Annotated in this window: 16 protein-coding genes; 8 read left to right on the top strand and 8 right to left on the bottom strand. The window is 40.9% G+C overall.

Translation table 11 applies throughout. From position 1 onward, the window contains the following. Positions 1 to 35: 35 nt before the first annotated feature. The 3 genes from MSTHT_RS03740 to MSTHT_RS03730 form a co-directional block, all read right to left on the bottom strand. Entirely contained in the window at positions 36 to 311 is a 276-nt protein-coding gene (locus MSTHT_RS03740) for a hypothetical protein (protein WP_048166623.1), read from the bottom strand. Between the two features lie 213 nt (positions 312 to 524). Further along, positions 525 to 1,520 (bottom strand): trypsin-like serine peptidase, encoded by a 996-nt coding sequence (locus tag MSTHT_RS03735; protein WP_048166622.1) that lies wholly within the window; start codon positions 1,518 to 1,520, stop codon positions 525 to 527. A gap of 369 nt (positions 1,521 to 1,889) precedes the next feature. Continuing rightward, complete coding sequence (locus tag MSTHT_RS03730; protein ID WP_082086750.1) at positions 1,890 to 2,189, bottom strand: carboxymuconolactone decarboxylase family protein; 300 nt, start codon at positions 2,187 to 2,189, stop codon at positions 1,890 to 1,892. A gap of 247 nt (positions 2,190 to 2,436) precedes the next feature. Here MSTHT_RS03730 and MSTHT_RS15320 point away from each other — a divergent pair, with 247 nt between their 5' ends. The 4 genes from MSTHT_RS15320 (at position 2,437) to MSTHT_RS03715 (ending at position 5,583) form a co-directional block, all read left to right on the top strand. Then, complete coding sequence (locus MSTHT_RS15320) at positions 2,437 to 2,568, top strand: hypothetical protein (protein WP_259274589.1); 132 nt, start codon at positions 2,437 to 2,439, stop codon at positions 2,566 to 2,568. An 806-nt stretch (positions 2,569 to 3,374) separates the two neighbouring features. Then, positions 3,375 to 3,644, top strand: a complete 270-nt coding sequence (locus MSTHT_RS03725; RefSeq protein ID WP_231588180.1) for a cupin domain-containing protein — start codon at positions 3,375 to 3,377, stop codon at positions 3,642 to 3,644. A gap of 165 nt (positions 3,645 to 3,809) precedes the next feature. Next, positions 3,810 to 5,090, top strand: coding sequence for a hypothetical protein (locus MSTHT_RS03720; protein ID WP_048166619.1), 1,281 nt, complete (start codon positions 3,810 to 3,812; stop codon positions 5,088 to 5,090). Between the two features lie 187 nt (positions 5,091 to 5,277). Next, the gene (locus MSTHT_RS03715) at positions 5,278 to 5,583 is read left to right on the top strand and encodes a large conductance mechanosensitive channel protein MscL (RefSeq protein WP_048166618.1); all 306 of its coding nucleotides are present in this window, start codon (positions 5,278 to 5,280) and stop codon (positions 5,581 to 5,583) included. A 190-nt stretch (positions 5,584 to 5,773) separates the two neighbouring features. On the opposite strand, the gene MSTHT_RS03710 is transcribed toward MSTHT_RS03715, so the two are convergent. Next, entirely contained in the window at positions 5,774 to 6,604 is an 831-nt protein-coding gene (locus MSTHT_RS03710) for a YihY/virulence factor BrkB family protein (protein ID WP_048166617.1), read from the bottom strand. Between the two features lie 365 nt (positions 6,605 to 6,969). Here MSTHT_RS03710 and MSTHT_RS03705 point away from each other — a divergent pair, with 365 nt between their 5' ends. Together MSTHT_RS03705 and MSTHT_RS03700 are read left to right on the top strand one after the other, a co-directional pair. Then, entirely contained in the window at positions 6,970 to 7,332 is a 363-nt protein-coding gene (locus MSTHT_RS03705) for a DUF488 domain-containing protein (protein WP_048166616.1), read from the top strand. Between the two features lie 435 nt (positions 7,333 to 7,767). Further along, positions 7,768 to 8,082, top strand: coding sequence for a DUF3303 domain-containing protein (locus tag MSTHT_RS03700; RefSeq protein ID WP_082086749.1), 315 nt, complete (start codon positions 7,768 to 7,770; stop codon positions 8,080 to 8,082). A 34-nt stretch (positions 8,083 to 8,116) separates the two neighbouring features. On the opposite strand, the gene MSTHT_RS03695 is transcribed toward MSTHT_RS03700, so the two are convergent. After that, positions 8,117 to 8,752: a LysE family translocator gene (locus MSTHT_RS03695; protein ID WP_048166614.1), complete on the bottom strand. Its 636-nt coding sequence runs from the start codon at positions 8,750 to 8,752 to the stop codon at positions 8,117 to 8,119. A gap of 203 nt (positions 8,753 to 8,955) precedes the next feature. Further along, on the bottom strand, positions 8,956 to 9,348 hold the full coding sequence (locus tag MSTHT_RS03690) for a VOC family protein (RefSeq protein WP_048166613.1): 393 nt from the start codon (positions 9,346 to 9,348) through the stop codon (positions 8,956 to 8,958). Positions 9,349 to 9,893: 545 nt separating this feature from the next. On the opposite strand from MSTHT_RS03690, the gene MSTHT_RS03685 reads away from it, so the two are divergent. Together MSTHT_RS03685 and MSTHT_RS03680 are read left to right on the top strand one after the other, a co-directional pair. Continuing rightward, positions 9,894 to 11,120 (top strand): multidrug effflux MFS transporter, encoded by a 1,227-nt coding sequence (locus MSTHT_RS03685; protein WP_048166612.1) that lies wholly within the window; start codon positions 9,894 to 9,896, stop codon positions 11,118 to 11,120. Positions 11,121 to 11,405: 285 nt separating this feature from the next. Continuing rightward, the gene (locus tag MSTHT_RS03680) at positions 11,406 to 12,356 is read left to right on the top strand and encodes a hypothetical protein (protein WP_052721822.1); all 951 of its coding nucleotides are present in this window, start codon (positions 11,406 to 11,408) and stop codon (positions 12,354 to 12,356) included. Between the two features lie 82 nt (positions 12,357 to 12,438). On the opposite strand, the gene MSTHT_RS03675 is transcribed toward MSTHT_RS03680, so the two are convergent. Next, the gene (locus MSTHT_RS03675) at positions 12,439 to 13,113 is read right to left on the bottom strand and encodes a flavodoxin family protein (RefSeq protein ID WP_048166611.1); all 675 of its coding nucleotides are present in this window, start codon (positions 13,111 to 13,113) and stop codon (positions 12,439 to 12,441) included. Between the two features lie 354 nt (positions 13,114 to 13,467). Continuing rightward, positions 13,468 to 15,855, bottom strand: coding sequence for an endopeptidase La (lon, locus tag MSTHT_RS03670; RefSeq protein ID WP_048166610.1), 2,388 nt, complete (start codon positions 15,853 to 15,855; stop codon positions 13,468 to 13,470). Positions 15,856 to 15,857: the final 2 nt, after the last annotated feature.

The following is a 15,857-nucleotide window of genomic DNA, read 5'->3' as shown; positions in this document are numbered from 1 at the left end:
ATATATTAGTCTTTTTTTCTCAGGGAATATAGCTATTACTCGTCACGCAGCTCGTTGAACTCGAACCGCTGGTTGCCCAGGTCAAAAATATTGACAATCTTCTTGACCGTTGAGCCGTCTTGCATGCTGAACTCTACTATAAACTCACGCTGCGGGGGATTTGATTTCATCAGGTAATCTCCCAGCTGCACAGACTTTACGCCAGGCTGTGATCTGAGGAATGTTTCAATCTCCTCAAGAGACTCGGCGCTGTCAATAGCTGAAGCTGCTTTTTTTTCAAAGGCTTTAAAATCAACAGTTGAGAAAGACATGGTGTACGCTTCTGCTCATTTAGCTTTTGCTCATTTATTATAGCCAGCTACTGAAATTCCTCAGGCTTATAGATCGACACCGTGCAAGTGTAGCTCCCCTACAGAAAAAGGAATACGGTGTCGATCTGATTGGATAATCAATAAAACGATGCTTTATCGTTTGCCTGACCACAAGAAAGATACTCTTATTGACTTGCTATCTGAGTCGTCTTCTCAGCGAGGGATTGGCTGTTCCTGAAGGGATGACGGCTCAGGGACAAGGTGCTGAAATTCGGTAGTCCGGGTGCAGTCCTCTCCCCTGCATCCTGAACTCGGGCAAACAAGAGAGACATTACAGGTACCCTGGCTGACAAAGTCGGTTTCACCCCGAACAAGAATACCTTCAACTTCATGAGTCTCACTGTTAAAGACTGGAGATCCCGAGTTTCCCCCATAAGTATCAAGATTTGCTGTGAAAAATGCGCCCTTCTGATTATCGCGAATTGACGCTCCACCCGCGAATTTTGTGGGCAAGCCGGCTGGATGCCCTATAACGTGCAGTTTTTGAGTGTCACTTACTTTACCATTCCTTCTTATCCGGGCAATACGATGGTTGGTTACCGGACGGTCAATCCGTACAAGTGCCCAATCCGCCCCATGTCCTGCTTCTTCTCGCCCTATAAGTTCTACACCGCGGTAGATTTCCGTATTGTCAATGATAGTTTCTGCAGTGTTTGAATCACGCATACGGAATCCGAATACAAAGCGAACATTTGTTACATTGCCGGCATTGACACAATGTCCAGCTGTAGCGATGATGTCAGGTGCAACTAGAAAACCAGAACAGAAAGCTCCTGTCGGCTGGTTTCTGAAGCGTTCCCCAGGGCACAGATTTTTAGATTCACCGAAGTTGCTGGTTTGCAACGTAGAGGTACCATCCCCATTATCAATTACTTTTGAGGCTCTGAAAAGAGCGACTACGCTGTCCACATCATCCTTGTCTGGTCCGTCGGGAAGATAACACACATCAATACGGTCATCAATTCCGTAAATTACTCTCTGTTTCTCTTTAAGAACCCCGACAATTGTTGCATCATCGAACTCTCTGAGACTTTCACTTGGTTCTGCAGGTACCGCCATAGCAGTTTTCCCGGTTTTTGTTTCACGGGCTCTTAATTCCTGCAACAGTTCATTAACAGGCATTTCCATAAGTTTCTGAATATCCTCCATGTTAAACCCCTCCCCGTTTCAAAGTGATCCATTCTAGCTTTAATTCCTCGCCAAAAGATTCAAAGTATATTTCGACGATGATTACCGCACGAATGGCTTGTTGAATTCCTGAATATATTGTATCTTATATCTAATTTCGGCAGCATCTGCCCTGTTCCTGGAAGAGAATTTCCGTTTTTAGTTTCTTTATCGAGTTTATCTCATCTATCTGCGAAATAAAGATATTAATATAAATGAAGTGATAGTATAAATTAGCAGAGAAAATGTGTTCAGAATCTACAATCACGGTTGTATTGCTTGCCTGAGGCAGGTACTCGATATGGGAGGGTTAAAATGTCAAACCTGTTAAAGCTGCTGATTTTTCTTAATTCATAAAATATCTTTAAGTGCCTCTGAAGCTGTATAAACGGCTCCAGCCCCGCAAATGTACTGGGTTATCCTTACTGCCTGCATTATTTCCTCTTTTGTTGCTCCAGCTTGCATTGCCTGGATTGCAAGGGATTTTACTCCACCTGCCGAGCCACCGGCTGCATCCAGAGCCATTGCGAGCAGGAACTTGTATTTGATAGGAATCCCGCCTTCCACAAATGCAAGTTCACGTGTATTTTCAAGCAGGTTAAATAATTCAGGGTCCTGATCCACAATAACCTGTAACGGATTTTCTGTCAATGTATCATCTCCATTTCTCTTTACGTAATTTTGTTTTATTCTCTAATACGTTTTTACATTAATATGCCTATTAAGCAATTTTAAAGCCTCCTCTGTAAAATTGAAAGACTCAAAAAAGCAAAAGAGAGGAGAAGCAAGAGAAAATAGGAGAAAACAAGAGAAAATAGGAAAAAGCAAAAGAGAGGAGGGAGCAAAAGAGCGAATTCGTTTATAATATTTCCATTTCCAGCAAAGGCTCTACAGGTTCTTGGAAGAAAATAGGTTTTTAGAAGGAAAAGGGCATCCGTTTTTATTAAGGAGGAACAGGGATAAAGAAGGGGGGTGTTTAAAAGGAGAGTTTACAGATGCCCAGAGTATAATAATACCCATAAATATATAAAATTGATTTTATACTGCTATTTTGTGGGAATTTTTCGAAGTACTCAAATTATTTTCTGTAAAAACTTTTTTCCCTGAATTTTTCATTCAGAAACTGAGTATAGAATCTGCATTCCCTGTTAAAAACTCATAGGCTGTTGTTCCTTCTTCCAAATTTTTTAAATAATCTTTTTGATGAAGTAATATCAAGATACTTTCAGGACTGTGAGTTTATAAGAGAAATAAACGAGATGCAGTTGAAATTGGAGAGTCTCTAAGACATAGGCTAAGATATATAGGCGACAAAAAGAAACTAAATACTATTAAAAAGTTGTAAAGATGTAAAGATGGAAAGGCTAAAGAAATGAATATGTAAAAATCTCGAGAAACTGAAAATTAAAAGGGGAAGGCATCTGATATTGGGAGTGTTTGGGAGTTTGGGAGGGGGGAGGGGGATAAAAATGAATTGGGTATAAGAAAAGCGTTTATATCAGATGCCTTACACTATAATATGTGTTCCTAATATATAAAATTATTGTTATAATATTACCTTGTCGATTTTATGAAATTCAAGCAAAGAAAAATGGGGGATGTTATAATTTCAAGATTTTTCTCTTAATCCTCGGTCAAACCCCGAAATGCAGGCTAAACCTTAAATTTACAGGCTTACGACAAATTAAAATGGAAGAAAAAATATGTAAAGTTGAGTTCTTTCTGAATTTATTATGTTTTTATTTTTTACAGATCTGTTTGTAGCAGAAGGTTGAGGGTATTATGTTTTACAAAAATAAGGCAAATAGTTACAGGGAAATTCTTCCTGGAGTTAGTATGAAAACAATAGTATATGGAGAAAAGACTCTGATGAGCGAATTTTTTCTGAAAGATGGCGGTATTCTTCCAACCCATGACCATATTCACGAACATACCGGTTACCTGATTTCAGGTAAAATTATTCTGACCATCGGGGAAGAAACTTTTGATGTGGAGCCAGGGGATTCCTGGAACATTTCAGGCGGTGTAGCTCATGCCGTTGAAACTCTAGAGGATTCCATAGCTATCGAGGTATTTTCACCCCGAAGAGACGAGTACATAAGATAACTTTGCTTCATTCAGATTGTAAGGTTCTGTTTAGCTGAATTTTTTAGTTGGGCAAAGGCATCCGGTTAAATTTATAGAGGTAGCTTATATGTAGCCATCTTTGAAACAGCCACTGGGCAAAAGCCTTATAAATGCTTTAACAAAATCTGTCATGGGGTGTTGGACATGGATAGGGAAAATCTTCCACCTGGTTTTAAGGATGTTCTTGATTTCAAATTTGTGGATGCACTTTTTGGCAGAAGGGCACGCCGTTTCTTTATGGGGGCTTCAATTCCGGATGGCTATTTCAAGTACAAATCAAAGCATGATCCTCTGCCTTTGACTGAAGAGGAACAGGTGCTGGTGCTTTCGGCAGTAGCAGGTAATACCGGCTGGCACAATCTGATTATGCGCGGGGAGAGATATGCCCCTTACCTTGCCAACTATGCATGCAGTGCAGGAGGGCGTACTTTTCCATCGGCTGCCGGCTTCCATACAAGCGAAGTTTTTTTCACAGACGATACAGGCGTTTATTTCTTCGAGACTCGTGATGCTCCCGAGCTTGCCAGACGCTCGGAAAACGGGACTTTCGAGACCGAAGAATTGCTCAGGGCACACAGAGCAAGAGTTAGAAAAATTGCAGACGGCAGGCTGAAGATCCCTCCTGAGACTCCATATGTCGAAGCCCACAATACCTGGGTCGTCAACCAGCCGGGCACAACACTTATTATTCCTGTTGCTGACCTTGCCCAGCACGTGCTTGCTGGGCTCTGTTACTACACGCAGAATGGGACATGTTTTTATGATGATGTGCATGGGCAAAGGATAGAAGGGCTTGAGGAATTTAGCGAGCTTGTTGACACCGAGAATCCCTTACCTTTGAGTTTTCTTGAACTATGGTCATTCTCGGAAGCCACTGCAGAACTTTCAATCGCCTGTTACTCGGGAATGCTTATGCTGCAGGCAATGGGATTGGGCGGCTGGATGTTTAACGGCATGGATCCTTTTGCAGTTCTCGGAGCGAGTGGGAACCCCGACGTGCCCGGACTTGGTTTCAGGTATGATACGGATGAACGCTGGTCCCTTCCCAATCCTACCGGGCTTCCGGGAGTGTTTGAGGGTTATACGCTTCCTCACTACAAGGACATGCGCCAGGCTGTAGATGCCCTGACTGAAAGAAAATTCGGTTCCGGAGGTCCCTTCCATCCGGAAACCCCAGGCTATTACAAGGATACAAAGGCAGTCCGAAGCAGGGCAAAGCGGCACGATGAAAAGTTTAAGGCATGTATTGCTTTACAGGCCCAGTACATTTACGACCGTTTCGGGAAATTCCCTGGAACGGTTCCGAGCATTATTGTCATGCCCTATCTTCAGGCACAGCACCTGGATCTCGAATTCTATGACCATTTCTATGAGAAAGGCGCCTATCTTGAAACCCATTCCAGACACATGGAACGCTGGCACTAATTCGTGCCTTTGAGCTTTAGGGCTGAACTATTTTTTCTAACAGTTTCTCAAGCAACCCTTTATATATTTACTCTGTATATAATTCTGAATAATGTTTCCTATTTTATTAAGAACTTAATTTACAATTTAGATATATCTGTTAATTTTATTGCCAATTGTTTCAGTTATCTATTAACAGGAGGATCAAATGGGGCTTTTAAGTGAATTTAAAGATTTTCTCTACGAATATAAGGTAATCCCACTTGCAGTTGCCTTTATCATGGGTATCGCATCTACAGCTCTTGTAAAATCCCTTGTGGATAATATAATCATGCCAATAATCACGCCTTTTATTCCCGGAGGAGCCTGGAGGGAGGCTACTCTTGAACTGGGGTCTGTAGTATTAAGTTGGGGAGCTTTTCTGGCAGAATTAATAAACTTTATTATTATTGCATTTGCGGTTTTCCTTATTGCAAAAAAGGTTCTCAAAGAGGAAAAAGTGGAGAAAAAGTGAAAAACGGAATACTTATAACAGCAAAGTCTGATCTTTAAGTTAAGAATCCAATTCTTATTTTTTTATTTAGATTTCGAATTCAGAAGGTTTCTGGCTTTAGACTTCAATCTGACATTTTTCACTCTCATGCCAGAATCTCGATTTGTGTAAACAGATTTTTCTTACAGAAGCAGGGATCTTTAGTACACTTTTAGCTTTCAGAATAAACTTTTGTAAATACCGCACCGATAGTAATCATTATCGAGGAATAATAGATGAGAAGAAATAACCATATAATCGACCCTATAGCCCCATATACACTTGCAGGATTGGCGTACAGAAAATAAAGTGCCATAACATATTTACCTATCGTTATCATAATTACTGTTATCAGGGACCCCATAAGAACAGATTTCAAATTAAAACTTTTATCCGGAAGAAGTTTATACACAAGGATAAAGAATAGCACAAGCATTAGGAAACTAGCTATAGAACCTGCATAATCTGCAATGGAAGGTGAGAAAGGAAAATAATTCTGGAAGAATCTTGAGATCGTATAAACGAACCCTTCAACAAGTATGCTCAGTACGAGCAGCCCTCCAAAGAGAATAACAATAGCAAAAGATACCATAGCATCCTTTACAAAGTCCATTATATTATTGGGTTCAGAGGGTTTTATATTCCAGGCTCGTTCAAGGAAGTTCTTCAACTGCCTGAAAATATTGCTAGCGCTCCAGAGTAGAATTGCAAACCCTATTAATGCGTTTATAGAGAGAGAATTAATGTCCGGAATACGCTCGAAAAGTAAGGTGATCATGCTGATTATGCTCTCATCAACTACCCCTTCTAGATAACCGAGTATGTTTTCCTGAATGCTTTTTGACATCAAAAAAATACTGCCTATTGATACCGAAAATAATAAAAGTGCAGGAAGACTCAGTACAAAATAAAAAGCCAGTGCAGCACTGTATGTCATGGAATCATTTTCCATCCATTCTCTCATTGTTCTGGTGACAAGATTTTTTACATATCCTTGGCTCATGCTTCCCCCTGATAGTTATATAACGTACGGGACTTTTATTAAATAGTTCTTATTAAATTTTTACAAAACTTTACACTCTTCTTCACAGACAACACATGTTATATTGGGTGCCGTGATATAAAAAGCCCAGTCGGGATAAAAGGAAAATTGTTACAAGTAAAAATAGAAGGTTATGCTAGAAAGGAAAACTAAACCAGAGCCAAACAGATAAGAGTAAAAATTGAATCAAAAAATGGAATAAAAAGCAAATCTGAAAGCTGGGTATAAAAAACAGATATAAAGCATTAATGTACATAAACATAAATTAACTTGTTTAGATGGAGCAACTGGTTAAAAGAGTTAAATTGGTTAAGAGGGAGCATCCATTGATCCGAGTTAAAAGAGTCTACGAGCAGCCGTCCGATCAAGATGGATTCAGGGTACTTGTGGATAGACTCTGGCCCAGAGGTCTCAAGAAAAGCGAAGCAAGATTTGATCTCTGGATAAAGGAAATAGCTCCTGAAGACAGGCTCAGAAAATGGTTTTCTCATGATCCTGAAAAATGGGAGGAATTTAGGAAATGCTACCTTAAAGAGCTTGAGCATAAAGAGGATTATGTGCAGCAACTTCTCGCAAAAGCTAGAGAAACCGATCTGACCCTGCTCTATGCTGCAAAAGATGAAAAATTGAACAACGCTGTAGTTCTGAAGGAATACCTAGAATCCCGACTAGAGACAGAGAATAAGTGACTTACTCATTAATGATATTAAAAAGTATAACATGTCATTACTAACCGATCTTTAAGATCGATGCTCTTAATAAATAACCATTCTTTTTCTTGAATTTCTTCTCCGATTTTCTATACCACATGCAGGGCATTTCATTTCACAGCACCAGCCCAATATCAATTTCAAACATTATAGAATGAAGCTTATTCAAAATCTGGTGCAGAGATAAATCTATCAAGAGATGGAAAGTTATCTGACCTATTAATTGTTAAATGTGGAGATTGCAATTTATCAATTGTTTTATCGCATTTTAGGGTTTTAAGCAATTCCAGAGCAGGGAGTCAGCTTTTTTGATACAAGCTCTCTTATTTGTACAAAACATTTATGAGTCTTGCATCCTATATACTAGTAAAAACAGACTAATTTTTTATACTCAGTAATCAGATAAAATAAGGAATGAAAAATATGCTATTGTTAGATATAACAACATTTGATCCTGAAAATACAATGGAACTGTATAAACGATGGGAACAAGTGGAAAAAATGGGTTTTCCGAATGGTTTAAAAGTCATTAATCAATGGTTTGATGCAGGCGGGGGGCGTGTGATTACGCTGTATGATGTAGAAACTGTCAAAGATTATATAACTTATAATCTGCCGTTCACCGACTTGTGCCAGGTAGATGTGTTTCCTGTGATAGAGGCAGAAGAATTTAAAAAGTTTGCAGAACAACAGAAGGGAAAACTAGGTAGCCCGGCTAGTCAGTCATGATTCTTCACTGGGTTACTTTTAACAATATCTTTACTTATTTATGAGATAGAGCAAGCTTAATCCCAATGAATGTGAAAATCCCAGTTTTTCCCCAGTTAATGTACCTGCCAATGCCTGGCTTCTGTATTATTTTTTCGCCAATGGATCCGGCAAAGACTGAGATTGCGGAAAAAATCAGCCAGGCCTGAACCATAAAGATTATTCCTAGAAATATCATCTGCACAGGAATATTTCCGGAATCTATATTTACGAATTGGGGCAGGAAGGCAAGGAAAAAGAGAGCAACTTTGGGGTTTAAGACATTCATAAAAATTCCTCGCCTGTAAAGGGCAGCGGCACTGGTTTCCCGGACAGGTGCAGAAGAGATTAACTCTCCATTTTCTCGCAAGGCTTGCCAGGCGAGGTAGAGCAGATAAGCTGCCCCTGCATATTTTATAATCTCAAAGGCGAGAGCGGATTTATACACAAGAGCAGAAATTCCTAGTGCTGCTGCAGTGGTATGGACAAATACGCCTGTACAGAGTCCGGATGCGGTTACAATTCCTGCTCTCTTGCCCTGGGAAATGCTCTGGGTCAGTACGAATAAGATATCGGGACCCGGAAGAAGCGTAAGTGTCACAGAGGCTGCAATAAAATAGATTAACTGCTGCTGTTCTATCAAGTTGCTCACTTTTCCTTTTTTAATGGCTGGAATAAAAAGGTGAGTTCATAATGTTATAATCTGTGTCTAATTTTTAAATGAAAGTATACTTATTAAACCAATCAGTAAATTGAGAGCACATCAAATTTTTTTTATTCAAGCTATTTTTTGTCCTATCAAGGATAATTTTGTCTGATCTAAACTTTGTGTAAAATACAGTTTTTGAATAAGATTTAAGCAGAACTATTCTGCACTATCTGTATGAGATTGCCACAGGTGTCATCAAATACGGCGATGGTTGTGGTTTCCATTTTTGTTGGTTCCTGGGCAAATTTCACGCCAAGATTTTTCATTCGTTCATATTCTTTTTGAATATCTTCCACGAAAAAAGCTGTTAATGGTATCCCTTGATTATAAAGTGCTTTCTGGAATTCTCTGGCAGCCGGATTGTCATTTGGCTCAAGAAGTAATTCTGTGCCTTCGGGTTCCTCGGGAGAGACAACAGTTAACCACCTGAATTCTCCCACTGGTATATCGGTTTTCTTAACGAAGCCTAAAATCTCAGTATAAAACTTAAGAGCCTTTTCCTGATCATCTACAAACACACTGGTTAACTTAATTCTCATATTTGCTTCCTCGAATACCAAATTTCATTTATGGGGCATTCTTTGTGTAATTAAGAACATTTCATTCTTTGAGTATTAAGAGTGTTTACAATTTTCAAAAGAATAAAATAACAAGTTGTTATTTCTCATTAAGAATATATTAACTGTCGGCTGTCTTTCCTATTTTAAATAATCACAGGTCACAACACTTCTCGGATAGTCTCTTAATAGGTAGTTTTATGGTCTCCGCGGTTAACCTCTTACTTGATATTGACGAAATTTTAGTCTTTGACTAAATTAACTTTCTTAATCCGGACAGACTGACAACTTTTATAAATCCTTCTGTTATTTTCGATACTCATCACACTTGCCTTAGTTTATCCTTCCTTAGGCAGTTTACATATTATGAATTCTATCACAACCAGTTTGTCCTCTCATAACCAGTATGTCCTTTATTATCAGTTTATCCGGTTATAATGAGTTTCTGGATTTAGCCAGTTATTAGATTTAGCAAATTATTATATTTGATTATATACTTAACAAGTAAAAACGTAAAAGGACCCACTATGCATTTTCGAAAAGGAAAATATAACTTTAAAGGTAACCAGAACGGAAACTTGCGAGATAATCTAAAGGGAACAATACCGTTGTTAGCTCTTTTAACAGCTTTTCCCGCAATGTCAACAGATATGATGCTCCCTGCTCTTCCTTCTCTTGCCGAAACCTGGAATCAGCCCCTTTCAGTGATCAACCTGACCCTGGTTTGCTTCTTTGTTACCTATGGTTTTTTCCTTCTATTCTATGGACCGATTTCCGACAGGTTTGGCCGCCGCAAACCTTTGCTTTTCGGGCTTGCAGTATACATAGTTGCGAGTTTTCTCTGTGCTCTGGCATCAAGCGCATCCATGTTAATATTCTCTCGCATGCTCCAGGCGGCAGGAGCTGCCGCAAGCTCTTCTCTCTCAATGGCAATGACAAGGGATATTTTCTCGGGGCAGGAAAGGGAAAGAGTGCTGGCATATACAGCTGTTATAATGGCAATTGCTCCCATGCTTGCTCCTGTAATCGGAGGCTGGATCCTTGTTGACTTCTCCTGGCCCTGGATCTTTATTATACAGGCAGTTATGGGAGGGATCGGAATGTTTGGAGTTCTTCGTTTTCCCGAGACGCTAACTTCGGTATCGAACACTCCATTTTCCAGAGTAATGCATGCCTACGGCCGACTGATGCTCAATCCTCTTTACCTGATAATGGTACTGGTAATGTCAATCAGCCTTTTTCCTCTTTACAGTTTCGTAGCAGGCTCTTCTACGATTTATGTCACTGAATTCGGGCTCACAGAGCAGAAGTATAGTTACTTCTTTGCTTTCAACGCGCTTGCGATTATGGTTGGCTCTATTACCTGTCTCCGGTTAAGAAAGGTCTTCAGTTCCGGACACCTAATGACAATGGGTTTTGCAGGAATCTTACTGGGCGGAATCCTTCTTCTCACAACCGGGAAGCATGGCCCCTGGAGTTTTGCCCTGCCAATGTTCCTAATAACCTTTTCAGTCGGTATTAGCCGGCCACCAAGCAACAACCTTGTTCTGGAACAGGTTGACAGGGACACAGGTTCGGCTTCTTCCCTGCTGATTTTCACCTATTTCACCCTCGGGGCTATAGGTATGTGGTTTATCTCCCTTGAGTGGGGAGATAAGATCCCTGTGCTCGGAGCAATTGCTCTAGGCTGCGGAACCCTTGTACTTGCTGCGTGGTGCATTTTGCAGAAAAGAGGTATCAGAGGGACTGTTTGAACATAGAGTCCCGATTCTTTGATTTTTACTGAGTCTCCTGTTTCGAGATCAACCTATATTTCCATCTTGGAACTGCTTTGAGCAGGCTTCTCTGATTCGCAAATTCTCTAGTTTTTTTGATCTGACAGTTTGCAAAGTAAGGCAAACTTATTTATTATTTTTATACTATATTGTGATGTTACGAAAAGCTATTTTGTACTCTCTGAACTTTTTAAGATTTTATATAATTTCTAACACTGGCAGTGTCACCAGTCTACTAATATTTTCCAAGGAGTTGAGGGTTTCGTGAATAAGCAAAAGGTCATACTGATACTATTATTAATTCTTCCTCTCCTTTTTGTACTGTATCTCTACAGCCCTTTTTTAATAATGGGTTTGATTGATAGCTCCTGGTACTATACTGAGGAGAAAGTTGATATCGGGTCTTTTGACTACAGTTCCGTACTTACAAAAGCGGAGAAAGCTGGTTATGAGGTGGAAGGCTCCTGGCCCTGGCCCGGAAGTTTTTCGGGCTTTGATCCCGGTGATGTCCCGGAAGTCCGGGAAAGTTTCGGAGGTGCTGCTCGTGTGCAGGATATAAGGTTCAATTATAATAGTAACTCCGAGCTAACGGTTTTCATTTGTGAAGACGAATCGGAAGCCAGAACCTATGTGGCGATTTCGAACTTCAGCCACTCCGACCCCGGATCTCCCTTACAGATATCGGAATTTCCGGATGACTCATGGATGCTTGAAAAATTCGGGCTTCTCTTCAGCCTGGATGATGAAGCTTCGGAAAATTATCTTGGGGCTCTGAAAAAAGCAGCACAAAACCAGACCTGGAACGCTGAAATACAGGTGAATGAATCTCCGGATTTTCCGGGCGTATATGCCTATCTCATGGAAAGCAGTGACTATTCCAGTTACAGTTCACCTATGGGTATTTATGCGTACTCCACAGCAGGCTCAGACATAGAAGAAGTTTTTCTTAAGGACGGAAACCGGCTGGGTTCGGTAAGATATTTTGTCCCGGAGGCGAGGATAATGACTTATAATAATGGGAACAGGTACATAGTTGACCTCGATGCCTCTGGGAAGGTCAGACTAGAAATCATAATGCCTGCAGGAAGCAGTGGAGAAACTATACCTGAAGAAGAATACAGGACAGTTTTCAGGGAAATGTTTGAAGAACTGGGGCTTTCTTCTGAAGCTGTGGATAGATTTAACTTTTTTGCAAGCTCTTCAAGGGTGTGGTGAAGCTGCCTGAGTTTAAGTAATTTTTTTCTTTAAGTTTTATTATTTTTCATGTAATTTTTATTATTTTTCCTTTAATTTTTTATTATTTCTCCTTCTCTGCTTCCAGAGCTTTTTGCCTTCTCACGAACCTTGCTCCCATCTCAAAGGCTTTCTGACAGTCCTGTGGGAAAACTTCTTTTTGCCTTTTTGCCTTCTCTTCGGGATTGAAGATTGATGAGAGGTACTTTGAATAATCATCAAACTGGTATGTGTCGGTACTCCATAATGATTCAGAATATCCGAAAATTCTTGTTGCAAGCCTTTCGTTCAGTTCAAAAACCTTATCAAGACAAAACATATCAAAGTTTTCTTCCTTGATATTCATGGTGTAGATGAAACCAACCGGGATATTTTTCGGATAAAATGTCTGAACATCAACTGAGTAAGTAATATACGGGAATATATAGCGTTCCATGAAGGATCTCATTTCTCCCGTTAAGTTCCCGAGATATATTGGCGATCCGAGGATTACCGCATCGGCTTCTTCCAGCCTTTCAAGCACAGGGGTCAGTTCATCTTTAATCGCGCATCTTGCAAGGCTTTTTCCATCTTTTAATTTGCAGGCAAAGCAGCTTGTGCACCCTTTGAACTCAAGGTCATAGAGATGGACAATTTCTGTTTCTGCGCCTTCTGATGCTGCACCTTCAAGAGCTTTCTCCAGCAGGGTCGCTGTGTTCCAGTTTTTCCTTGGGCTTCCGTTTATTGCCATTACTTTCATATTTTACCTCCAAACGTTCCGTTTTCATATAAATCTCCAAACAGGATAATATTTGCTGTCTATAAAATAGAAATTTTATTTCCGATACGGCTATCACAATCGCTATAAAAAAGAACTGAAGTGCTTTGAATCCTCCAGACATATATCAGATAGAAATATCAGATAGAATTCCGAATAAGTTAGGCAAGAAAATCAGATCATGAAAAAAAATGGGAAGAAAAATAAAAGGTGTTTCAGAATTATGCAAAATTAGGAAAAGTACGGGGTATTTGCGGCTTTGAAAGCCGTTACCCCTATTCTGCACCTGTTAAGGTTTATGCATTATTTTCAGTGCTTAGGCATAATTCTTAACACTTATGCATTGTGTGCAGGTGCGAAAGTGTTTCCTGGAAATGACGCTACCGGTCTGGGCAGGTCAATATCCAGGGCTTCTTTCAGGACTTCTTCGATGGTCTCTACAGGTATGAACTTAAGTTCGTTTCTGACATCCTCAGGCACATCCTCAAGATCCCTTTCGTTCTCTTTCGGCAAGATTACCTTCTTTATGCCTGCCCTATGGGCTGCAAGGACTTTCTCTTTTATGCCGCCAACAGGCAGTACGGCGCCGCTTAGCGTTACCTCTCCTGTCATGGCAAGTTTCGGGTCAACCGCTTTGCCCGTAATCAGGGATGTCAGAGCCGTGAAAAGGGTCACACCAGCAGATGGACCATCTTTTGGGGTTGCACCTGAAGGCACGTGGATGTGGATGTCGCTTGAAGTAAAGTCAAAGCTGTTTACAGTGTTTGCAAGCCTTGACCTTACAAGGCTCAGAGATATCTTTGCCGATTCTTTCATAACATCCCCAAGCTGCCCTGTAAGCGTAAGCTTTCCAGTGCCTGGCATAAACGTGCCTTCTATGAAGAGAATATCTCCTCCTACAGGTGTCCAGGCAAGTCCTGTAACCACGCCGGGTACATTCTCTTTTCTGGCTTCTTCCTGCCGAATTATCTCTTTTCCGAGGATTTCTTTAAGCATATCCACCCTTACAACGTAAGGAAGGTCGGCTTTGCCTGAAACGATCTTTTCGGATACGAATCTTGCAATCTTAGCAAGTTGTTTTTTAAGCCCACGAACGCCTGCTTCTCGGGTGTACCTATCAATAATTACCTTCAGAGCTTCATCCTCGATTTTGAGTTTTTCCGCATCAAGACCATGTTCCTCCAGGATATAGGGAAGCAGATGGGCTTTTGCGATAGCGAGCTTCTCATTCTTTGTATACCCTGAGATCTCAATCGTCTCCATTCTGTCCAGAAGCGGCCATGGGATACTTGCCATAGAGTTGGCAGTAGCTATGAACAGCACATCCGACAGGTCGTATGGAACTTCCAGATAATGATCTGAGAAGGTGCTATTCTGTTCAGGGTCAAGGACTTCGAGAAGGGCACTTGCCGGGTCTCCAGAGTAAGAAGCTGAAAGCTTATCAACCTCATCAAGGATAAATACCGGATTTTTGGTGCCTGCTTTTCTCATGCCCTGAATAATCCTTCCTGGAAGAGCTCCTATATATGTCCGCCTGTGACCACGGATTTCGGCTTCATCTTTGACGCCTCCGAGGCTGACCCGCACGTATTTCCTGCCCAGGGCATCAGCAATGCTTTTTCCAAGGCTTGTTTTCCCGGTTCCTGGAGGACCAACAAGAAGTAGAATTGAGCCCTGCTTCTCCTTTTTCAGTTTCATTACTGCCAGGTGCTGGATTATTCTCTCCTTGACCTTTTCAAGTCCGTAGTGGTTGCTCTCAAGCACACGCCGGGCTTCGGCAATGTCAATGCTCTTTTTCTCTTCGGTTACCCAGGGAAGGTCGAGCAAGAGGTCGAGGTAATTCCTTATAATATTGGCTTCAGGATTGTGATTGCCTCCAGTTTCGAGTTTCTTCAGCTCGGACAGAGCCTTCTTTTTTACCTCATCAGGCATCTTTGAGTTCTCAATCCTTTCCCTGTATGCGGCATCACCTGATGCTGAATCATCTCCTTCATTGAGTTCTTCCTGAATAATCTTCAGCTGCTCGCGGAGCATTGCTTCTCTGTTCGACTTGCTTATTCTGTCGGTAACTTTTTTTGCCATTTCGATCTGGAAGTTAACATTTTCTTTATGCTTTGTCAGAATGTGGAGGAACAAAAGATACCGTTCACGAACTGAAGCTAGCTCCAGAAGCCTCTGTTTTTCAGCAAGTTTCACAGGTATGTACGGCATGACAAAGCCTATTATCTGGTCAATGGATTCCATCTTCTCAATGGGGCGGGTAAACTGCTCCGAACCCTGGAACTTCTTGCTTATTTCGTAAATTGTCTCCTTTATGCTTGCCATAACTTCGGCTTCAGTGTCTTCATCGAAGTCAGGCACATCATAGACAGGACTGTATGTCGCATAAAACAGCCCATCTCTTCTATATATAGAGACTGCTTCTACTCTCTGAATAGCCTTTGCGACAACAAGATATCCGTCATCAGCAGGCTGTATAAATGTGATTTTAAGTAAATTTCCTATTTTATACAAGCTGTCTTCGGACAGGTCCGAAGCTTTTGTGCCGCTTTTTACTGTCAGCCCAATGGCACTCACGGATTCGGCATTTTTCATCTCATTTAGCAGGATTTCGCCGGTAACTTTGTCAGCCATGAGTTTTGTCCGGCTTTTAGGGTAAACCACTATTCCAAAAAGGGGTACTACCAGTTTCTCTCGGTTTTCTCTAGTTTGCTCTGAATACATCG

The sequence above is a fragment of the Methanosarcina thermophila TM-1 genome (assembly GCF_000969885.1).
Lineage (GTDB): Archaea > Halobacteriota > Methanosarcinia > Methanosarcinales > Methanosarcinaceae > Methanosarcina > Methanosarcina thermophila.
The sequence above is the reverse complement of the archived record's forward strand: the minus strand, read 5'-3'. Positions and strand labels throughout refer to the sequence as shown.

Bases quoted from the DNA above. Each gene is read 5' to 3' on its own strand.
- MSTHT_RS03740 (WP_048166623.1), bottom strand. From the start codon at position 311: ATGTCTTTCTCAACTGTTGATTTTAAAGCCTTTGAAAAAAAAGCAGCT.
- lon (WP_048166610.1), bottom strand. From the start codon at position 15,855: ATGTATTCAGAGCAAACTAGAGAAAACCGAGAGAAACTGGTAGTACCC.
- MSTHT_RS03685 (WP_048166612.1), top strand. From the start codon at position 9,894: ATGCATTTTCGAAAAGGAAAATATAACTTTAAAGGTAACCAGAACGGA.
- MSTHT_RS03700 (WP_082086749.1), top strand. From the start codon at position 7,768: ATGAAAAATATGCTATTGTTAGATATAACAACATTTGATCCTGAAAAT.
- MSTHT_RS03710 (WP_048166617.1), bottom strand. From the start codon at position 6,604: ATGAGCCAAGGATATGTAAAAAATCTTGTCACCAGAACAATGAGAGAA.
- MSTHT_RS03690 (WP_048166613.1), bottom strand. From the start codon at position 9,348: ATGAGAATTAAGTTAACCAGTGTGTTTGTAGATGATCAGGAAAAGGCT.
- MSTHT_RS03735 (WP_048166622.1), bottom strand. From the start codon at position 1,520: ATGGAGGATATTCAGAAACTTATGGAAATGCCTGTTAATGAACTGTTG.
- MSTHT_RS03675 (WP_048166611.1), bottom strand. From the start codon at position 13,113: ATGAAAGTAATGGCAATAAACGGAAGCCCAAGGAAAAACTGGAACACA.
- MSTHT_RS03725 (WP_231588180.1), top strand. From the start codon at position 3,375: ATGAAAACAATAGTATATGGAGAAAAGACTCTGATGAGCGAATTTTTT.
- MSTHT_RS03715 (WP_048166618.1), top strand. From the start codon at position 5,278: ATGGGGCTTTTAAGTGAATTTAAAGATTTTCTCTACGAATATAAGGTA.
- MSTHT_RS03720 (WP_048166619.1), top strand. From the start codon at position 3,810: ATGGATAGGGAAAATCTTCCACCTGGTTTTAAGGATGTTCTTGATTTC.